Raw genomic sequence first — 16,390 nt, forward strand, 5'->3', positions numbered from 1 at the left:
GTCAGCCATATTGCTCCTCCATCGCTGCCGAGACGATCGTGGTGACCGCCTTGAAGGTCCGGATCCCCTCGTACATCGTCCCGCTGGTGTACCCGACCCTACGCTCACCCGATCGCTCGACCCCGGGCACCACCGTGGCGGCCATCGCCAGGTGTTCGGCGTCGAACTCGACCTCCACCGCGAACGGCCCGCCCCGCACCGGTTCGTACCGGACGGCGAGGGCGGCGGCCTCCTTGGCGGCGGCCCGGATGTCGGCGGCCGTACGGGCCGGGGTGCGGCAGACGGCGGCGTAGCGCGAGACGTGGTCCTTGACGGCGACGGTCACCGCGTTGGGGGCGTAGCCGGCGGCGTCGGCGCAGGTCAGGTCGTCTCCGGTGACCAGGATGACCGGGACGCCGTACTCGGCGACCACGTGGGCGTTGAGCAGCCCCTCGCCGGCACGGGTCCCGTTGACCCAGACCCCGGTGATGGAGTTGGCGAGGTAGGTGTGGGCGAGCACGCCCTCGGCGCCGGCGCCCGTGTGGTAGCCGACGAAGGCGATGCCGTCCACGTCCCCGTGCTGGACGCCCTCGACCATGGAGAGGGATTTGTGGCGGCCGGTCAGCATCTCGACGCGTTCGTCGAGGTGCTCCAGCAGCAGGTTGCGCATGGTCCAGTGGGCCTCGTTGACGAGGACCTGGTCGGCGCCGGCGTCGTAGAACCCGAGGACGGCGGCGTTCACGTCGGAGGTGAACATGGTCCGGCAGCGTTCCCACTGCGGGGTCCCGGGCAGCACGTCGGCGGGCCAGGTGACGCCGGTGGCGCCTTCCATGTCGGCGGAGATGAGGATCTTCATCGGGCCCCCGGGCGGTCGGTAGCGCTCAGGGCCCCACCCTAGCCCGCCGGCCCCCGCCGGGCCCCGTGGCCACGCCCGGGCCGTGTCGGGGTCGCACCGGGGGGGCGCGCCGGGTCACCGGCGGGCTCATTTCACCCGATCCGGTGAGGCCCGATCCCCGGCCTCACCGGCACTCACCGACGACCCATCGGCAACGGCCTTGCTCAGCCCTCGACTTCGGCGGCCAGGTTGGCGAGGAGGGTGTCGTAGATGCGGGCCAGTCCCTTGGGCGCGAAGGTGCGCTCGAAGAAACCGCCGATGCCGCCGGCGCCGTTCCACACGGTGGTGACGACGGCCTTGGACTTGCCCTCGCCGGCCGGGGTGACCGTCCAGGTGGTGACCATGGAGGAGTTGCGGTCCTTCTCCACGAGCTGGCCGTCGGTGGGCTCGGTGACCTCCAGCAGGCAGTCGCGGACCCGCTTGCTCGTGGCCTGGAGCTTCCAGTGGACGAGGGTGCCCTCGCCGTCGCCGCCCTCGCGCACCTCGTACTCGCTGAAGTGCTCGGGCAGCACCTTGCCCCGGGTCCCGGTGTAGTCGGCCAGCGCGTCGAACACGGTCTCCGCGTCCGCCCCGATGATGCGTTCCGTGGTGGCCTCGACCTGCGCCATGGCTTTCCTCCAGCAGTTGTGTTCGCTCGTCACCGCGAAGCCAACCACCTCCGGGGCGGGCGCCCAAATCCGGGTCAGACGTGACAGCGGACGGAGACGAGGAGGGTGTCGTCCGGCAGCCCGGCGAGATAGGCCGCCGCGCTGTCCAGCTGCCCCATGGGCGGCGGAGTGTGCGGGCAGGCCGCGGGGTCGTCGCAGGCACCGTGGAGGGGATCCTCCCCCTGCTCGCACCACCAGCCGTCGAGGGTCAGGACGTTCTCGCAGGCGGCTGCCCACCGGCCGTAGTGCCAGACGCACATGTCCCGGTCGTGGAACCGCCCGAAGCTTTCGAGCGGGTCGTCGATGTCGCGGAGGACGGATTCGAAACCGTCGGCCGCCGGGTCGACGGGCAGTTCGGCGGCCCATCGCCGGAAGGGCACTACCGGCGCCTGCGCCAGGTACGCGGCATGGGCATCGCGGAACGCGGCCTCCGTCTCGGCGGACGTCCTCCCCGCGGTCCACTCCGGCCGGAACTCCGACCACGGGCGGGCCGGCGGGTGGGCCCGGAGGATCTCCTGCCAGCGGTCCCAGGCGGCTCCGCCCAGTGCGGCGGTCCGCTCCGAGGACCCGCGCACCACGAGCAGTCCGCGCGGACCGCCCGCGCACCAGCCGGGCTCGCTGTCCTCGCGGGTGCCGTCCCAGCGCGGGTGGTCGTGGACGATCCGGGGGTCCGCCTCGTGACCCGGCCGAACGCGGTAGCCGGACCTCTCCACACCGCCCTGGATCCGCCAGCTGTCCCAGATGCGCAGGTCCAGGGAGATGTCACCGTCCCGGTCCAGCCAGAAGGGCGCCATCGCCTCCCCGACCGCTTCTTCGAGCCGGTCCCGGGCCTCGCCCGGGAGGCACACCGTGTGTCTGTATCCCGCCATGGGTGCAGCCTCACACCCCCGCACCACGCCGACCAGCGAATATGGGGGTCCGCACGATCATGGGAACGTTTGTTCTATTCTCGGGGCGAGCTACCGAGGGAGGCGCACCATGCGCTGGGACAACCTGACCGAGGGCCCCACGGGCCCGGCCGCGCTCTTCGGCGCCGACTCCGTCGTCACCCGCACCTTCGACACCCCCGAATTCCGGGGGATCACCTTCCACGAGGTCCGGGCCCGGTCGATCGTCAACCGGGTCCCCGGCGCCTCCCGCATGCCGTTCGAGTGGACCGTGAACCCGTACCGGGGGTGCAGTCACGCCTGCGTGTACTGCTTCGCGCGCAAGACGCACGGCTATCTCGACCTCGACACCGGGATCGGCTTCGACTCCCAGATCGTCGTCAAGACCAACGCCCCCGAGCTCGTGCGCCGCGAACTCGCCTCGCCCCGCTGGACCGGCGCGCACATCGCGATGGGCACCAACGTCGACTGCTATCAGCGCGCCGAGGGCCGGTACCGGCTCATGCCCGGGATCATCGAGGCGCTGCGGGAGCGCGCCAATCCCTTCTCCATCCTCACCAAGGGCACGCTGATCCTGCGCGACCTCCCGCTCATCCAGGAGGCCGCGGCCGTCGCCGACGTCGGGATCTCCGTGTCCGTCGGCTTCACCGACACCGCCCTGTGGCGCACGGTCGAGCCCGGCACCCCCTCCCCCGCCGCCCGGCTGCAGGCCGTCCGCACCCTCACCGACGCCGGCATCGAGTGCGGGGTGCTGATGGCCCCCGTGATCCCCTTCCTCGGGGACTCCCCGGAGCAGCTGCGGGCCACCGTCCGGGCCGTCGCCGAGTCGGGCGCGACCTCCGTGACACCCCTGGTGCTCCATCTGCGCCCCGGGGCGCGGGAGTGGTTCACGGCCTGGCTGGGCGAGCACCACCCCCGCCTGGTCGAACGGTACGAGCGGATGTACGCGGGCGGCTCGTACGCACCCACCTGGTACCAGCGGATGATCACCCGCCAAGTCCACGAGCTCACCGCCGAATTCGGCATCGGCCCCGGCGGCCCCGCACCGGCCCGGCGGATCGTCGCACCGGAGCGGCCGGACGAGCTCGCGCCCGCGCCCGGGGCGACCCAGCTCAGCCTGCTCTGAGCAGCCGTACGACCGTACGACCGACTGAAGGGTCATCACATCGGGCCAATCGGGGCCCCAATCCCCCCTTCCGAGCACAGGTTCCGGGACGATTCCGCCCAGAACCCTCGGCTGGGAGGCCCCATGCTGCACCCGACGCTGCACCCGACGAAGAACAAGCCCGGTCCCGCTCTGCGGCGCGCCGCCGTCCTGCTGGCGGTGTCCACCCTCGCCGCCGCCCTGGCGAGCCCGGTGACGGCCGCGGCCCCGGCAGCGGCAGCGGCCGCCCCGGCCGCCGAAGCCCTGAAGTGGTCCAACTGCGCGACCTCCCGCTACCCGACGCTCCAGTGCGCCTCCCTCAAGGTCCCGCTCGACCACGACAGCCCGGCCGGCCGGCAGATCTCCCTCGCCCTGACCCGCGTCCCCCACACGGCCGCCCGCTCCCAGGGCCCCCTGCTGGTCAACCCCGGCGGGCCCGGCGGCAGCGGGCGCACCCTGGCCGGTTTCATCGCCTCCGCCCTGCCCAAGGAGGTCGCGGCCCAGTACGACGTGATCGGCTTCGACCCCCGGGGCGTAGGCAAGAGCGAGCCCGCCCTGGACTGCGGCGCGGGCCACTTCACGCCCGTACGGCCCGACTCCGTGCCGCTGGACGAGGCGACCGAGCGGGCCAACCTGGAGCGGGTGAAGTCCTTCGCCGAGTCCTGTCAGACCAAGCACGCCGACGTCCTCCCGTACATCGACACGGTGTCGGCGGCCCGCGACCTCGAAGTGCTGCGCACCGCCCTGCGCGCGGACAAGCTGAGCTACTTCGGCTACTCCTACGGCACCTACCTGGGCGCGGTGTACGCCAAGCTCCACCCCGGCCGCGTGCACCGCCTGGTCCTGGACTCCGTCGTCGATCCGGCCGGGGTCTGGTACGAGGACAACCTCGCCCAGGACCAGGCCTTCGACTCCCGCCACAAGGCCTTCCTGGCCTGGGTGGCCCGGTACGACTCCACGTACCACCTCGGCACCGACCCGGCCGAGGTCGAGTCCCGCTGGTACGAGATGCGGACGGCGCTGCGCACCGCCCCGGCGGGCGCCAAGGTGGGCCCGGCGGAGCTGGAGGACACCTTCATGCCGGGCGGCTACTTCAACGGCTACTGGCCCCACCTCGCCGCCGCCTTCGCCGCGTACTCCGTGGACGGCGACCCGAAGCCGCTGGTCTCCGCGTACGAGAAGTTCGGCGCGGTGGAGCCCTCGGCGGGCAACAGCTACAGCGTCTACACGGCCGTGCAGTGCCGGGACTCGGCGTGGCCCAGGAACTGGAACCAGTGGCGGGCCGACATGTGGCGCACGCACGCCAAGGCACCCTTCATGACCTGGAACAACGCCTGGTACAACGCCCCCTGCGCGTTCTGGCCGTCCGAGCCGCTCCAGGCCCCGGACGTCACCAACTCCGCGCTCCCGCAGGCGCTCCTCTTCCAGGCGACCGAGGACGCCGCGACCCCGTACGAGGGCGCGGTGAGCATGCGGCGCAAGCTCGCGGGCTCGGCGCTGGTGGTCGAGGAGGGCGGCGGCAACCACGGCGTCGCCCTGAGCGGCAACAAGTGCCTCGACGAGAAGCTGTCCGCGTACCTGCTGACGGGCAAGGCCGCGGACGCCGTCTGCCCCGCCCAGGCGGAGCCCACCCCGATCCCGGCGACCCGCGCGGTCCCGCCGTCGGCGGGCGGCGCGGCGCTGCACGGGCTGCTCGGCTTCCGGGGCTGACCCGCAGCGGGCAAGATCGTGCCCATGACCACCTCACAGGACAACCACCTCACCCGCGTCGCCGCTCCCGAGGGCGTGGCCCCGGGCACCGGCTACAACCACGTCGTCTGGGGCACGGGGCGGTTCGTCGCCGTGTCCGGGCAGTGCGCCTTCGACGAGAAGGGCGAGTTGGTCGGCGAGGGCGACGCCGCCGCCCAGGCCCGGCAGGTGTTCGAGAACCTGCGGCTGTGCCTGGCGGCGGCCGGGGCCACCTTCGACGACGTGGTGAAGCTGACGTACTTCGTCACGGACGTCGCCCACCTCCCGGCGGTTCGGGAGGCCCGCGACGAGGTGATCGCCCCGGACCGCCTCCCGGCCTCCTCGGCGGTTCAGGTGGCGGCCCTGTTCCGGCCGGAACTGCTGATGGAGATCGAGGCCTTCGCGGTCCTCCCGGAGCGGACCGGGACCGGATCGCACTCCGGGGCCGAGACGGAGACCGGCTTCCGGACCGGTTCCGGAGCCGGGTTCGGCACCGGGTTCAAGACCGGCTTCGCTAGCTGACGCCCAGCCCCCGCAGGGCCGCCGTCGCCGCCACCGCCAGCCGGGGGTGCGACTGGGCCCGGGTCAGGACCTCCCGGGCGCGCTGGTCCGCCAGCGCGCCCAGCCCCTCCACGCAGGCCAGGGCCACCCGCCAGTACGGGTCGTGCGGCGCGAGCAGCCGCGACAGCGTGCGGATCAGCGCCGGGGCGGATTCCGGCGCCCGCAGCGCCGCCAGCAGCCGGACCGGGTGCAGGGCGTAGGCCGTGCGCAGTTCGTTCGTGGCCAGCGCCGCCGCCGCGCGGGCGGTGCGCGGGTCCCCGAGGACGGCCAGCGCCTGCGCGGCCGCCTCGCAGCGCGGCGGGTCCCGGTGGTTGAGCAGCAGGACCAGGGACTCGAAGGCGCGCCGGTCGCCGGCCAGTCCCAGCCGGTACGCGGCCAGTTCGCGGGCCCACAGGGGCAGCCCGGCGGAGGTCAGGGAGGCCGCCAGGCCGTCCGCGTCCTGCGCGAGCAGCTCCGCGTACCGCGCTTCGCCCTCCGGGGCCCGCCCGGCTTCGGCCCGCAGACGTTCCAACACCTCGTTCACGCGGCCACCCTAGAGCAGCCGGTTGATCGATGATCGATGATCGGTACATTTGGGCGGTACAGGTCACATCTGCGCGCTCTGGCGGACCAGTTGGGGACGGGTTACTGTCCCTACAACACGTACGAGGGCGGCCTGGTGACGCAGCCACCTCGTGCCAGTCGGTTCTGCACGACTCCGCACCACCTCACGGCGTGACCCCGGGACAGGGCTCCGCCGCTTGCGCCCCACCGGCTCCTTGCTGCCGGGTTCCTCCGGGTTCCCCGGTTCTGCCGCCATCCCCGGTCATCCGGGAGCCCCGGGCTTCTCCGCACGCCTTTCGCACGGTTTTCCGCCTGCTCTTCCGCGTGCTCTTCCGCTCGGATCCCCCACGGATTCCCGCACGGGTTCCCATACGGCCTCCGCGCGCGCCGTGCTCCGCGTGCCCCCTCAGTCGTCACCCTCTTCCACTGGAGTCCCGCGATGGACCTTCCGTCCACGTCCAGTCAGTCCTCTTCCCCCTCCTCCCAGCCCGTCCGTCCGGCGCTGCAGACCATCGCCGTCGTCGGTCTCGGCACGATGGGCTCCGGCATCGCCGAGGTCCTCGCCCGGGCCGGCCGCGAGGTCATCGGCATCGACATCAGCGAGGCCGCCGCCCGCCGGGCCACCACGGCCCTCGCGGCGACCACCGCCCGCTCCGTGGCGCGGGAGCAGCTCACCGATCAGGAGCGCGAGGCGGTGCTCGCCCGCTTCCGCACCTTCTCCGAGCTGGGCGCCGCCGCCGACGCCGACCTCGTCATCGAGGTGGTCCCCGAGTCCTACGAGCTCAAGCAGCGGATCTTCCGCGAGCTCGACGCGATCGTCCGGCCCACCGCGATCCTGGCCACCGGCACCAACGCCCTGTCGGTGACGCGGATGGCCGCCGAGTCCCAGCGCCCGGAGCGCGTGGTCGGCCTGCACTTCTTCAACCCGGCGCCGACGATGAAGCTGGTCGAGGTCGTCTCCAGCGTGCTGACGGCCCCGCCGGCCGTCGAGGCGGTCACCACGCTGGCCCGCGAGCTCGGCAAGGAGCCCGTCGCGGTCGGCGACCGTCCGGGCTTCGTCGCCGACGGCCTGCTGTTCGGCTACCTCAACCAGGCCGCCGCCATGTACGAGGCGAAGTACGCCTCCCGCGAGGACATCGACGCGGCGATGAAGCTGGGCTGCGGCCTCCCGATGGGCCCGCTCGCGCTGCTCGACCTGATCGGCGTGGACACCGCCCGCACGGTCCTCGAGGCCATGTACACCTCCTCGGGCGACCGGCTGCACGCCCCGGCCCCGATCCTCGGCCACCTCGCCGAGGCGGGCCTGACCGGGCAGAAGTCCGGGCGCGGCTTCTACACGTACGAGGCCCCGGGCAGCCAGGTCGTCGTCCGCGACCTCCAGACCCCGCCGGACGGGGACCTGGTCCGGGCGAGCCGTCCGGTGAACTCGGTCGGCGTGGCCGGCTCGGGCACGATGGCGAGCGGCATCGCGCAGGTCTTCGCGCAGGCCGGCTTCCCCGTGGTGCTGGCGGCGCGCAGCCAGGAGAAGGCGGACGCGGCGAAGGCCGCGATCGCCAAGTCGCTGGCCCGCGCGGTGGACCGGGGCCGGCTGACGGCCGAGGCCGCCGCCGCCACCGTGAACCGGATCACGGCGGCGGGCTCGCTGGACGCCTTCTCCGACGTGGACCTGGCCGTGGAGGCCGTCGCCGAGGACCTGGAGGTGAAGCAGGAGCTGTTCCGGTCGCTGGACAAGGCCTGCAAGCCCGGTGCGGTGCTCGCCACCACGACCTCCTCGCTCCCGGTGATCGCGATCGCCCGCGCGACCTCGCGGCCCGAGGACGTGATCGGCATGCACTTCTTCAACCCGGCTCCGGCGATGAAGCTGGTCGAGGTGGTCCGGACCGTCCTGACCGCCGACGACGTGCACGCCACGGTCCGCGGGATCTGCGGTCAGGTGCGCAAGCACGCGGTGGACTGCGGGGACCGGGCCGGCTTCATCGTGAACGCGCTGCTGTTCCCGTACCTCAACAACGCGATCAAGATGGTCGAGCAGCACTACGCGGGCATCGACGACATCGACGCCGCGATGAAGCTGGGCGGCGGCTACCCGATGGGGCCCTTCGAGCTCCTCGACGTGGTCGGCCTGGACGTGTCGCTGGCCATCGAGCAGGTCCTGCACAAGGAGTTCCGCGACCCGGGCCTGGCCCCGTCCCCGCTGCTGGAGCACCTGGTCGCCGCGGGCTGCCTGGGCCGGAAGACCGGCCGCGGATTCCGTGAGTACGCCCCCCGCCGGTAATCCGCGGCAGGCGCAGGAGCCCCAGGAGCCCCACAGACAGGATGCGTGGGGAGGGCTGCTCGGGTCCGCCGGACCCTCACGGCGGACACACCCTCCCGAGGAGCACTGTGTGCCCAGTGCCGGCCCTCCCCCGCATCCATCCCCGCCCCACCCCCCTCGGGAGCGCTCTCCCGAGCGAATGAAGTACTTTCGCTCTATGTCCCAGCCCGCCAAGACCTCACCCCGCGCCTCCGCGGCCTCCGACGCCCCGGAGACCCCGGCCGGCACCAAGGCGGCCGCTCAGCGGCTCAAGATGCGCCGCGAGCTGGCGGCGGCCGCCATGGCGCTCTTCGCGAACAAGGGGTACGAGGCCACGACGGTCGACGAGATCGCCTCGGTGGCCGGGGTCGCGCGCCGGACCTTCTTCCGGCACTTCCGGTCCAAGGAAGAGGCGATCTTCCCGGACCACGACGACACCCTGACCCGCGCCGAGGCCGTCCTCGACGTGGCCCCGGCGCACGAGCACCCGCTCGACACGGTGTGCCGGGGGATCAAGGAAGTCATGAAGATGTACGCCGCCTCGCCGGCGGTGTCGGTGGAGCGCTACCGGCTCACCCGCGAGGTGCCGGCGCTGCGGGAGCGGGAGATCGCCTCGGTCGCCCGCTACGAGCGGCTGTTCACCCGCTACCTGCTGGCCCATTTCGACGAGACCGACCACCACGACGGCAACGACGACCCGCTGCTGGCGGAGGTCGCCGCCTCGGCGGTGGTCACGGCCCACAACCACGTGCTGCGGCGCTGGCTGCGGGCGGGCGGGCAGGGCGACGTGGAGGCGCAGCTCGACCACGCCTTCGCGATCGTGCGCAAGACCTTCGGTTCGGGGATCGGCGCGGGGCGCACGCTGAGCACGCCGCCCGAGCCCGCCACCGCGCCGGCCTCGGTGCGTACGCAGGGCGAGGTACTGGTGGCGGTGGCCCGCACGGACGCCCCGCTGGACGAGGTCATGCGGACCATCGAAGAGGCGCTCAGAAACAAGTAGGCGACACACGTCACAGCGGCCGCTCCCGTTCCGGGGGCGGCCGCTTTCGTTTGTCCGAGTTGCCCCTACTCGCGGGTAACTCTGATCGATCATCGCTCATCCGTGCAGGTCAATCGGCAAATGAGAGAAAGTTTTGGCACGCGGTGCCTTGCTGAGTGACACGGGGTGCCATACGTTGAATCTCGTCCGGATGTCCCCGCGGTCCAGCCCACTCGGCACGAACCGCGCCCCGGATGCCTGCGTCACCAGGCCCCCGCACCGCCCCACCACAGGCAACGCGCAGCTCCACCCCAGCCGAATCGACGGCGCCCCGAGCAGCCCCGCTCACCACACCGCTTCGCCATTCAGCAGCTCAACGCACCCCGTTTCCCTCAGCGCACCCTCATCAGCGCACGGCCGGAGGCAACACCGTGAAGGACATCCTGGACGCGATCCAGTCGCAGGCCGCGACGGCCGCCGACTTCGCTGCCCTGCCGCTCCCCGACTCGTACCGCGCGATCACCGTGCACAAGGACGAGGCGGAGATGTTCGCCGGGCTCACCACCCGCGAGAAGGACCCCCGCAAGTCCCTGCACCTCGACGAGGTGCCGCTCCCCGAGCTGGGCCCGGGCGAGGCCCTGGTCGCCGTCATGGCCTCCTCGGTCAACTACAACTCCGTGTGGACCTCGATCTTCGAGCCGGTGTCCACCTTCAGCTTCCTGGAGCGCTACGGGCGCCTCTCGGAGCTCACCAAGCGCCACGACCTGCCGTACCACATCATCGGCTCGGACCTCGCGGGCGTCGTCCTGCGCACCGGCCCCGGCGTGAACGCCTGGAAGCCGGGCGACGAGGTCGTCGCGCACTGCCTGTCGGTCGAGCTGGAGTCCTCGGACGGCCACAACGACACGATGCTCGACCCCGAGCAGCGCATCTGGGGCTTCGAGACCAACTTCGGCGGCCTGGCGGAGATCGCCCTGGTCAAGTCGAACCAGCTGATGCCCAAGCCCGACCACCTCAGCTGGGAGGAGGCCGCCTCCCCCGGCCTGGTCAACTCCACCGCGTACCGCCAGCTGGTCTCCCGCAACGGCGCCGGCATGAAGCAGGGCGACAACGTCCTGATCTGGGGCGCCAGCGGCGGACTCGGCTCGTACGCCACCCAGTTCGCCCTGGCCGGCGGCGCCAACCCGATCTGCGTGGTCTCCTCCCCGGAGAAGGCGGACATCTGCCGGGCGATGGGCGCGACGGCGGTCATCGACCGCAACGCCGAGGGCTACAAGTTCTGGAAGGACGAGCACACCCAGGACCCGAAGGAGTGGAAGCGCTTCGGCAAGCGCATCCGCGAGCTCACCGGCGGCGAGGACATCGACATCGTCTTCGAGCACCCGGGCCGCGAGACCTTCGGCGCGAGCGTCTATGTCACCCGCAAGGGCGGCACCATCACCACCTGCGCCTCGACCTCGGGCTACATGCACGAGTACGACAACCGCTACCTGTGGATGTCCCTGAAGAAGATCATCGGCTCGCACTTCGCGAACTACCGCGAGGCCTGGGAGGCCAACCGGCTGATCTCGAAGGGCAAGATCCACCCCACTCTGTCCCGGGTCTACTCCCTGGAGGAGACCGGCCAGGCCGCCTACGACGTCCACCGCAACCTCCACCAGGGCAAGGTCGGCGTGCTCTGCCTGTCCCCCGAGGAAGGCCTCGGCGTCCGGGACCACGAGATGCGCGCGACGCACCTCGACGCGATCAACCGCTTCCGCAACATCTGAGACCCCTCAAAGGCCAAAGGGACAGCCTGAGATGACAGAGCGCCAGAAGGACCGTCCGTGGCTCATGCGGACGTACGCCGGCCACTCCACGGCCGAGGCGTCCAACGAGCTGTACCGCCGCAACCTCGCCAAGGGCCAGACCGGCCTGTCGGTCGCGTTCGACCTTCCGACGCAGACCGGCTACGACCCCGACCACATCCTCGCCCGCGGCGAGGTCGGCCGGGTCGGGGTCCCGGTCTCCCATCTGGGCGACATGCGGCGGCTGTTCCAGGACATCCCCCTGGAGCAGATGAACACCTCGATGACGATCAACGCCACCGCCATGTGGCTGCTGGCGCTCTACCAGGTGGCCGCCGAGGAGCAGGGCGCGGACATCGCCCAGCTCCAGGGCACCACCCAGAACGACATCGTCAAGGAGTACCTCTCGCGCGGGACGCACGTCTTCCCGCCCGGGCCCTCGCTCCGCCTGACGACGGACATGATCGCGTACACGGTCAACCACATCCCGAAGTGGAACCCGATCAACATCTGCAGCTACCACCTGCAGGAGGCCGGGGCCACGCCCGTCCAGGAGATCTCGTACGCCATGTCCACGGCCATCGCGGTCCTGGACTCGGTGCGCGACTCGGGCCAGGTCCCGCCGGAGCGCTTCGGCGAGGTCGTCGCCCGGATCTCCTTCTTCGTGAACGCGGGCGTCCGCTTCATCGAGGAGATGTGCAAGATGCGCGCCTTCGGCCGCATCTGGGACAAGGTCACCCGCGAGCGCTACGGCATCGAGAACGAGAAGCAGCGCCGCTTCCGGTACGGCGTCCAGGTCAACTCCCTGGGCCTGACCGAGGCGCAGCCGGAGAACAACGTCCAGCGGATCGTGCTGGAGATGCTCGCGGTGACCCTCTCCAAGGACGCCCGCGCCCGCGCCGTGCAGCTGCCGGCCTGGAACGAGGCGCTGGGCCTGCCCCGGCCCTGGGACCAGCAGTGGTCGCTGCGGATCCAGCAGGTCCTGGCCCACGAGAGCGACCTGCTGGAGTACGAGGACATCTTCGCCGGCTCGCACGTGATCGAGGCCAAGGTCGAGTCCCTGGTGGCCGAGTGCCTGGCCGAGATCGACCGGATCCAGGAGATGGGCGGCGCGATGGCGGCCGTCGAGTCCGGGTACCTCAAGGGCGAGCTGGTCTCCTCGCACGCCGCGCGGCGGGCCCGGATCGAGGACGGCCAGGACAAGATCGTCGGCGTCAACTGCTTCCAGCAGACCGAGGAGAACCCGCTCACCTCCGACCTGGACGGCGCCATCATGACGGTGGACGGGGCCCTGGAGGCGCAGACCGTCGAGCGCATCGGCCGCTGGAAGGCCGAGCGCCAGGAGTCCTCGGACCGGCAGGGCGGCGGCGACCCGTTCGTCTTCCCGACGGTGATGCAGGCCCTGGACCGGCTCAAGGATGCCGCCGCCGGGGACGAGAACCTGATGGAGGCCACCCTGGAGTGCGCCCGCGCCGGTGTCACCACCGGCGAGTGGTCGAGCGCGCTGCGCGAGGTGTTCGGCGAGTTCCGGGCGCCGACCGGGGTCTCCTCGGCCCCGGTGGCCGTGACCGCCGAGGAGGGGACCCCCATGGCCCTCGTCCGCGCGAAGGTCTCCCGTACCGCCGACGAGCTGGGCTCCGGCCGGCTGCGCCTGCTGGTCGGCAAGCCCGGCCTGGACGGGCACTCCAACGGCGCCGAGCAGATCGCCGTACGGGCCCGCGACGCCGGTTTCGAGGTGGTCTACCAGGGCATCCGGCTGACCCCCGAGGAGATTTCCTCGGCGGCGCTGGCCGAGGACGTGCACTGCGTGGGACTGTCCATCCTGTCCGGCTCGCACAGCGCGCTCGTCCCGGACGTGCTGGAACGCCTGCGTGCGGCGGGGGCGGGTGACATCCCCGTCGTGCTCGGCGGCATCATTCCGAATGCCGACGCCGTGGCGCTCAAGGAGGCCGGGGTGGCGGCGGTCTTCACCCCGAAGGACTTCGGCATCACGGAGATCATCGGCAAAATCGTCGACGAGATCCGCCGGGCCAACAAGCTCCACCCGCTCGGCGACGCCGACGAGATCATCGACACTGACACCCTTGCAAGCACGGAGGTCCCCGCATGACCACGCCCTCTTCCCCGGTCAACCGGCTGCGGCCGCGCCGCTCCTGCCTCGCGGTGCCGGGTTCCAACCCCCGGTTCCTGGAGAAGGCCCAGGGCCTCCCGGCCGACCAGGTCTTCCTGGACCTGGAGGACGCCTGCGCCCCGCTCGCCAAGGAGGGCGCCCGCCACACGATCGTGGACGCGCTGAACAACGGCGACTGGACCGGCAAGACCCGCGTGGTGCGCGTCAACGACTGGACCACGCACTGGACGTACCGCGATGTGATCACGGTCGTCGAGGGCGCCGGCCAGAACCTCGACTGCATCATGCTGCCGAAGGTCCAGGACGCCCAGCAGGTCGTGGCGCTCGACCTCCTGCTGACGCAGATCGAGAAGACGATGGGCTTCGAGGTCGGCAAGATCGGCATCGAGGCGCAGATCGAGAACGCCAAGGGCCTGGTCAACGTCGACGCGATCGCCGCCGCCTCGCCGCGGCTGGAAACCATCATCTTCGGACCGGCCGACTTCATGGCCTCCATCAACATGAAGTCCCTGGTCGTGGGCATGCAGCCGCCCGGCTACGGCGCGGACGCCTACCACTACATCCTGATGCGGATCCTGATGGCGGCCCGCATGCACGACCTCCAGGCGATCGACGGCCCCTTCCTCCAGATCAAGAACGTCGACGGCTACCGCGAGGTCGCCGGGCGCGCCGCGGCCCTGGGCTTCGACGGCAAGTGGGTGCTGCACCCCGGCCAGGTCGACGCGGCCAACGAGGTCTTCTCCCCCTCCCAGGAGGACTACGACCACGCCGAGCTGATCCTCGACGCGTACGACTGGTGCACCTCCGAGGCGGGCGGCAAGAAGGGCTCCGCGATGCTCGGCGACGAGATGATCGACGAGGCCAGCCGCAAGATGGCCCTGGTCATCTCGGGCAAGGGCCGCGCCGCCGGCATGCAGCGCACCACCAAGTTCGAAATCCCGGAGGCCTGAGCAGCATGCAGTTCGGACGCACCTACGAAGAGTTCGAGATCGGCGCGGTCTACAAGCACTGGCCCGGAAAGACGGTCACCGAGTACGACGACCACCTCTTCTGTCTGCTGACCATGAACCACCACCCGCTCCACATGGACAGCAACTACGCGGAGAACACGACCGACTTCGGCAAGAACGTGGTCGTGGGCAACTACATCTACTCCCTGCTGCTGGGCATGTCCGTGCCGGACGTCTCGGGCAAGGCGATCGCCAACCTGGAGATCGAGTCGCTGCGCCACGTGGCGCCGACCTTCCACGGGGACACGATCTACGGCGAGACCACGGTCCTCGACAAGACCCCGTCGAAGTCGAAGAACGACCGCGGCATCGTCTACGTGGAGACCAAGGGCTACAAGCAGGACGGCACCCTCGTCTGCGTCTTCCGGCGCAAGGTGATGGTCCCGACCGAGACGTACATCAAGGAGCGCGGCGGCGAGCAGCCCGGCCGCCCCACGCTGAAGGAACAGGGGAAGTAGAACCATGAGCCGACTTGCCCAGACCGCCGGCCTGACGGACGACCAGAGGGACATCCTCAAGACCGTCCGGGAGTTCGTCGACAAGGAGATCATCCCGGTCGCGACCGAGCTGGAGCACCGGGACGAGTACCCGCAGCAGATCGTCGACGGTCTCAAGGAACTCGGCCTCTTCGGCCTGATGATCCCGGAGGAGTACGGCGGCCTGGGTGAGTCGCTGCTCACCTACGCCCTGTGCGTCGAGGAGATCGCGCGCGGCTGGATGTCCGTCTCGGGCATCATCAACACGCACTTCATCGTGGCGTACATGCTCAAGCAGCACGGCACCCAGGAGCAGAGGGAGTACTTCCTTCCGCGGATGGCGCTGGGCGAGGTGCGCGGCGCGTTCTCTATGTCCGAGCCGGGGCTCGGCTCCGATGTGTCGGCCATCACCTCCAAGGCGGTCAAGGACGGCGACGAGTACGTCCTGAACGGCCAGAAGATGTGGCTGACGAACGGCGGCACCTCCACGCTGGTGGCCGTTCTGGTGCGCAGTGACGAAGGACACCCCGAGGGCACCGCGCCCCACAAGTCGATGACGACCTTCCTCGTGGAGAAGGAGGCCGGCTTCGGTGAGGTGCGTCCCGGCCTGACCATCCCCGGCAAGATCGACAAGATGGGCTACAAGGGCGTCGACACGACCGAGCTCATCATGGACGGACTGCGCATTCCGGCCAATCGGGTGCTCGGCGGCCAGACCGGCCGAGGGTTTTACCAAATGATGGACGGGGTCGAGGTCGGCCGCGTCAACGTGGCGGCCCGTGGTTGCGGCGTCGCGCAGCGTGCGTTCGAGCTGGGTGTCTCGTATGCCCAGCAACGTCACACTTTCGGCAAGGCCATCGCCGAGCACCAGGCGATCCAGTTCAAGCTGGCCGAGATGGCTACCAAGGTCGAAGCCGCCCATGCGATGATGGTCAATGCAGCACGCAAAAAGGACTCCGGGGAACGAAACGACCTCGAAGCAGGGATGGCGAAGTACCTCGCCTCCGAGTACTGCAAGGAGGTGGTGGAGGACGCGTTCCGTATCCACGGTGGCTACGGCTTCTCGAAGGAGTACGAGATCGAGCGCCTCTACCGAGAGGCACCCATGCTGCTCATCGGCGAAGGTACCGCCGAGATCCAGAAAATGATCATCGGGCGACGCCTGCTCGAGGAGTACCGGCTCCAGGGCTGAAAGTCCCTTTTGCGGTAAATCATCCAGTGGTTTTCCGCAAAAGAGTCACTAGCAGTCACTGGCTCACGGTCATCGACTCGGCTTCTGGCTTGCCCAGTTGTTGCGTGCAACCGATAGCATTCCAGTAAAGCCGCCGTC

The 16,390-nt window shown here is 70.6% G+C and carries 14 protein-coding genes; 10 read left to right on the forward strand and 4 right to left on the reverse strand.

Annotated elements, in window-relative coordinates; genetic code table 11:
- Position 1 precedes the first annotated feature (1 nt).
- The 3 genes from OG276_RS05745 to OG276_RS05755 all read right to left on the reverse strand — a co-directional run bounded on the left by OG276_RS05745 (position 2) and on the right by OG276_RS05755 (position 2,390).
- Entirely contained in the window at positions 2 to 835 is an 834-nt protein-coding gene (locus OG276_RS05745) for a M55 family metallopeptidase (protein ID WP_266903357.1), read from the reverse strand.
- Between the two features lie 203 nt (positions 836 to 1,038).
- Positions 1,039 to 1,482, reverse strand: a complete 444-nt coding sequence (locus OG276_RS05750; RefSeq protein WP_266903359.1) for an SRPBCC family protein — start codon at positions 1,480 to 1,482, stop codon at positions 1,039 to 1,041.
- A 74-nt stretch (positions 1,483 to 1,556) separates the two neighbouring features.
- Positions 1,557 to 2,390, reverse strand: coding sequence for a hypothetical protein (locus OG276_RS05755; RefSeq protein ID WP_266903361.1), 834 nt, complete (start codon positions 2,388 to 2,390; stop codon positions 1,557 to 1,559).
- A 109-nt stretch (positions 2,391 to 2,499) separates the two neighbouring features.
- Between OG276_RS05755 and OG276_RS05760 the strand changes: the two genes are divergently transcribed.
- The 3 genes from OG276_RS05760 to OG276_RS05770 all read left to right on the forward strand — a co-directional run bounded on the left by OG276_RS05760 (position 2,500) and on the right by OG276_RS05770 (position 5,802).
- Entirely contained in the window at positions 2,500 to 3,534 is a 1,035-nt protein-coding gene (locus OG276_RS05760) for an Rv2578c family radical SAM protein (protein WP_266903363.1), read from the forward strand.
- Positions 3,535 to 3,657: 123 nt separating this feature from the next.
- Positions 3,658 to 5,262, forward strand: a complete 1,605-nt coding sequence (locus OG276_RS05765; RefSeq protein ID WP_266903365.1) for an alpha/beta hydrolase — start codon at positions 3,658 to 3,660, stop codon at positions 5,260 to 5,262.
- 24 nt (positions 5,263 to 5,286) lie between these two features.
- The gene (locus tag OG276_RS05770) at positions 5,287 to 5,802 is read left to right on the forward strand and encodes a RidA family protein (protein ID WP_266903367.1); all 516 of its coding nucleotides are present in this window, start codon (positions 5,287 to 5,289) and stop codon (positions 5,800 to 5,802) included.
- Here the strand turns inward: OG276_RS05770 and OG276_RS05775 are convergent.
- On the reverse strand, positions 5,795 to 6,364 hold the full coding sequence (locus tag OG276_RS05775) for a HEAT repeat domain-containing protein (protein ID WP_266903369.1): 570 nt from the start codon (positions 6,362 to 6,364) through the stop codon (positions 5,795 to 5,797). The genes OG276_RS05770 and OG276_RS05775 overlap by 8 nt on opposite strands.
- Positions 6,365 to 6,823: 459 nt before the next feature.
- Here OG276_RS05775 and OG276_RS05780 point away from each other — a divergent pair, with 459 nt between their 5' ends.
- The 7 genes from OG276_RS05780 to OG276_RS05810 all read left to right on the forward strand — a co-directional run bounded on the left by OG276_RS05780 (position 6,824) and on the right by OG276_RS05810 (position 16,252).
- The gene (locus OG276_RS05780; RefSeq protein ID WP_266903371.1) at positions 6,824 to 8,659 is read left to right on the forward strand and encodes a 3-hydroxyacyl-CoA dehydrogenase family protein; all 1,836 of its coding nucleotides are present in this window, start codon (positions 6,824 to 6,826) and stop codon (positions 8,657 to 8,659) included.
- A 196-nt stretch (positions 8,660 to 8,855) separates the two neighbouring features.
- A complete protein-coding gene (locus OG276_RS05785) occupies positions 8,856 to 9,677 on the forward strand; it encodes a TetR family transcriptional regulator (protein WP_266903373.1) in 822 nt (273 codons plus the stop codon).
- 410 nt (positions 9,678 to 10,087) lie between these two features.
- On the forward strand, positions 10,088 to 11,425 hold the full coding sequence (gene ccrA / locus OG276_RS05790) for a crotonyl-CoA carboxylase/reductase (protein WP_266885008.1): 1,338 nt from the start codon (positions 10,088 to 10,090) through the stop codon (positions 11,423 to 11,425).
- Between the two features lie 31 nt (positions 11,426 to 11,456).
- A complete protein-coding gene (locus tag OG276_RS05795; protein ID WP_266903375.1) occupies positions 11,457 to 13,553 on the forward strand; it encodes a protein meaA in 2,097 nt (698 codons plus the stop codon).
- The gene (locus OG276_RS05800; protein ID WP_266903377.1) at positions 13,550 to 14,524 is read left to right on the forward strand and encodes a CoA ester lyase; all 975 of its coding nucleotides are present in this window, start codon (positions 13,550 to 13,552) and stop codon (positions 14,522 to 14,524) included. The genes OG276_RS05795 and OG276_RS05800 overlap by 4 nt, the downstream gene beginning before the upstream one ends.
- A 5-nt stretch (positions 14,525 to 14,529) precedes the next feature.
- On the forward strand, positions 14,530 to 15,042 hold the full coding sequence (locus tag OG276_RS05805; RefSeq protein WP_053681718.1) for a MaoC family dehydratase: 513 nt from the start codon (positions 14,530 to 14,532) through the stop codon (positions 15,040 to 15,042).
- A 4-nt stretch (positions 15,043 to 15,046) separates the two neighbouring features.
- On the forward strand, positions 15,047 to 16,252 hold the full coding sequence (locus OG276_RS05810; protein WP_266903382.1) for an acyl-CoA dehydrogenase family protein: 1,206 nt from the start codon (positions 15,047 to 15,049) through the stop codon (positions 16,250 to 16,252).
- Positions 16,253 to 16,390: the final 138 nt, after the last annotated feature.

Origin of the sequence: Streptomyces sp. NBC_00086 (genome assembly GCF_026343255.1) — a bacterium.
Lineage (GTDB): Bacteria > Actinomycetota > Actinomycetes > Streptomycetales > Streptomycetaceae > Streptomyces.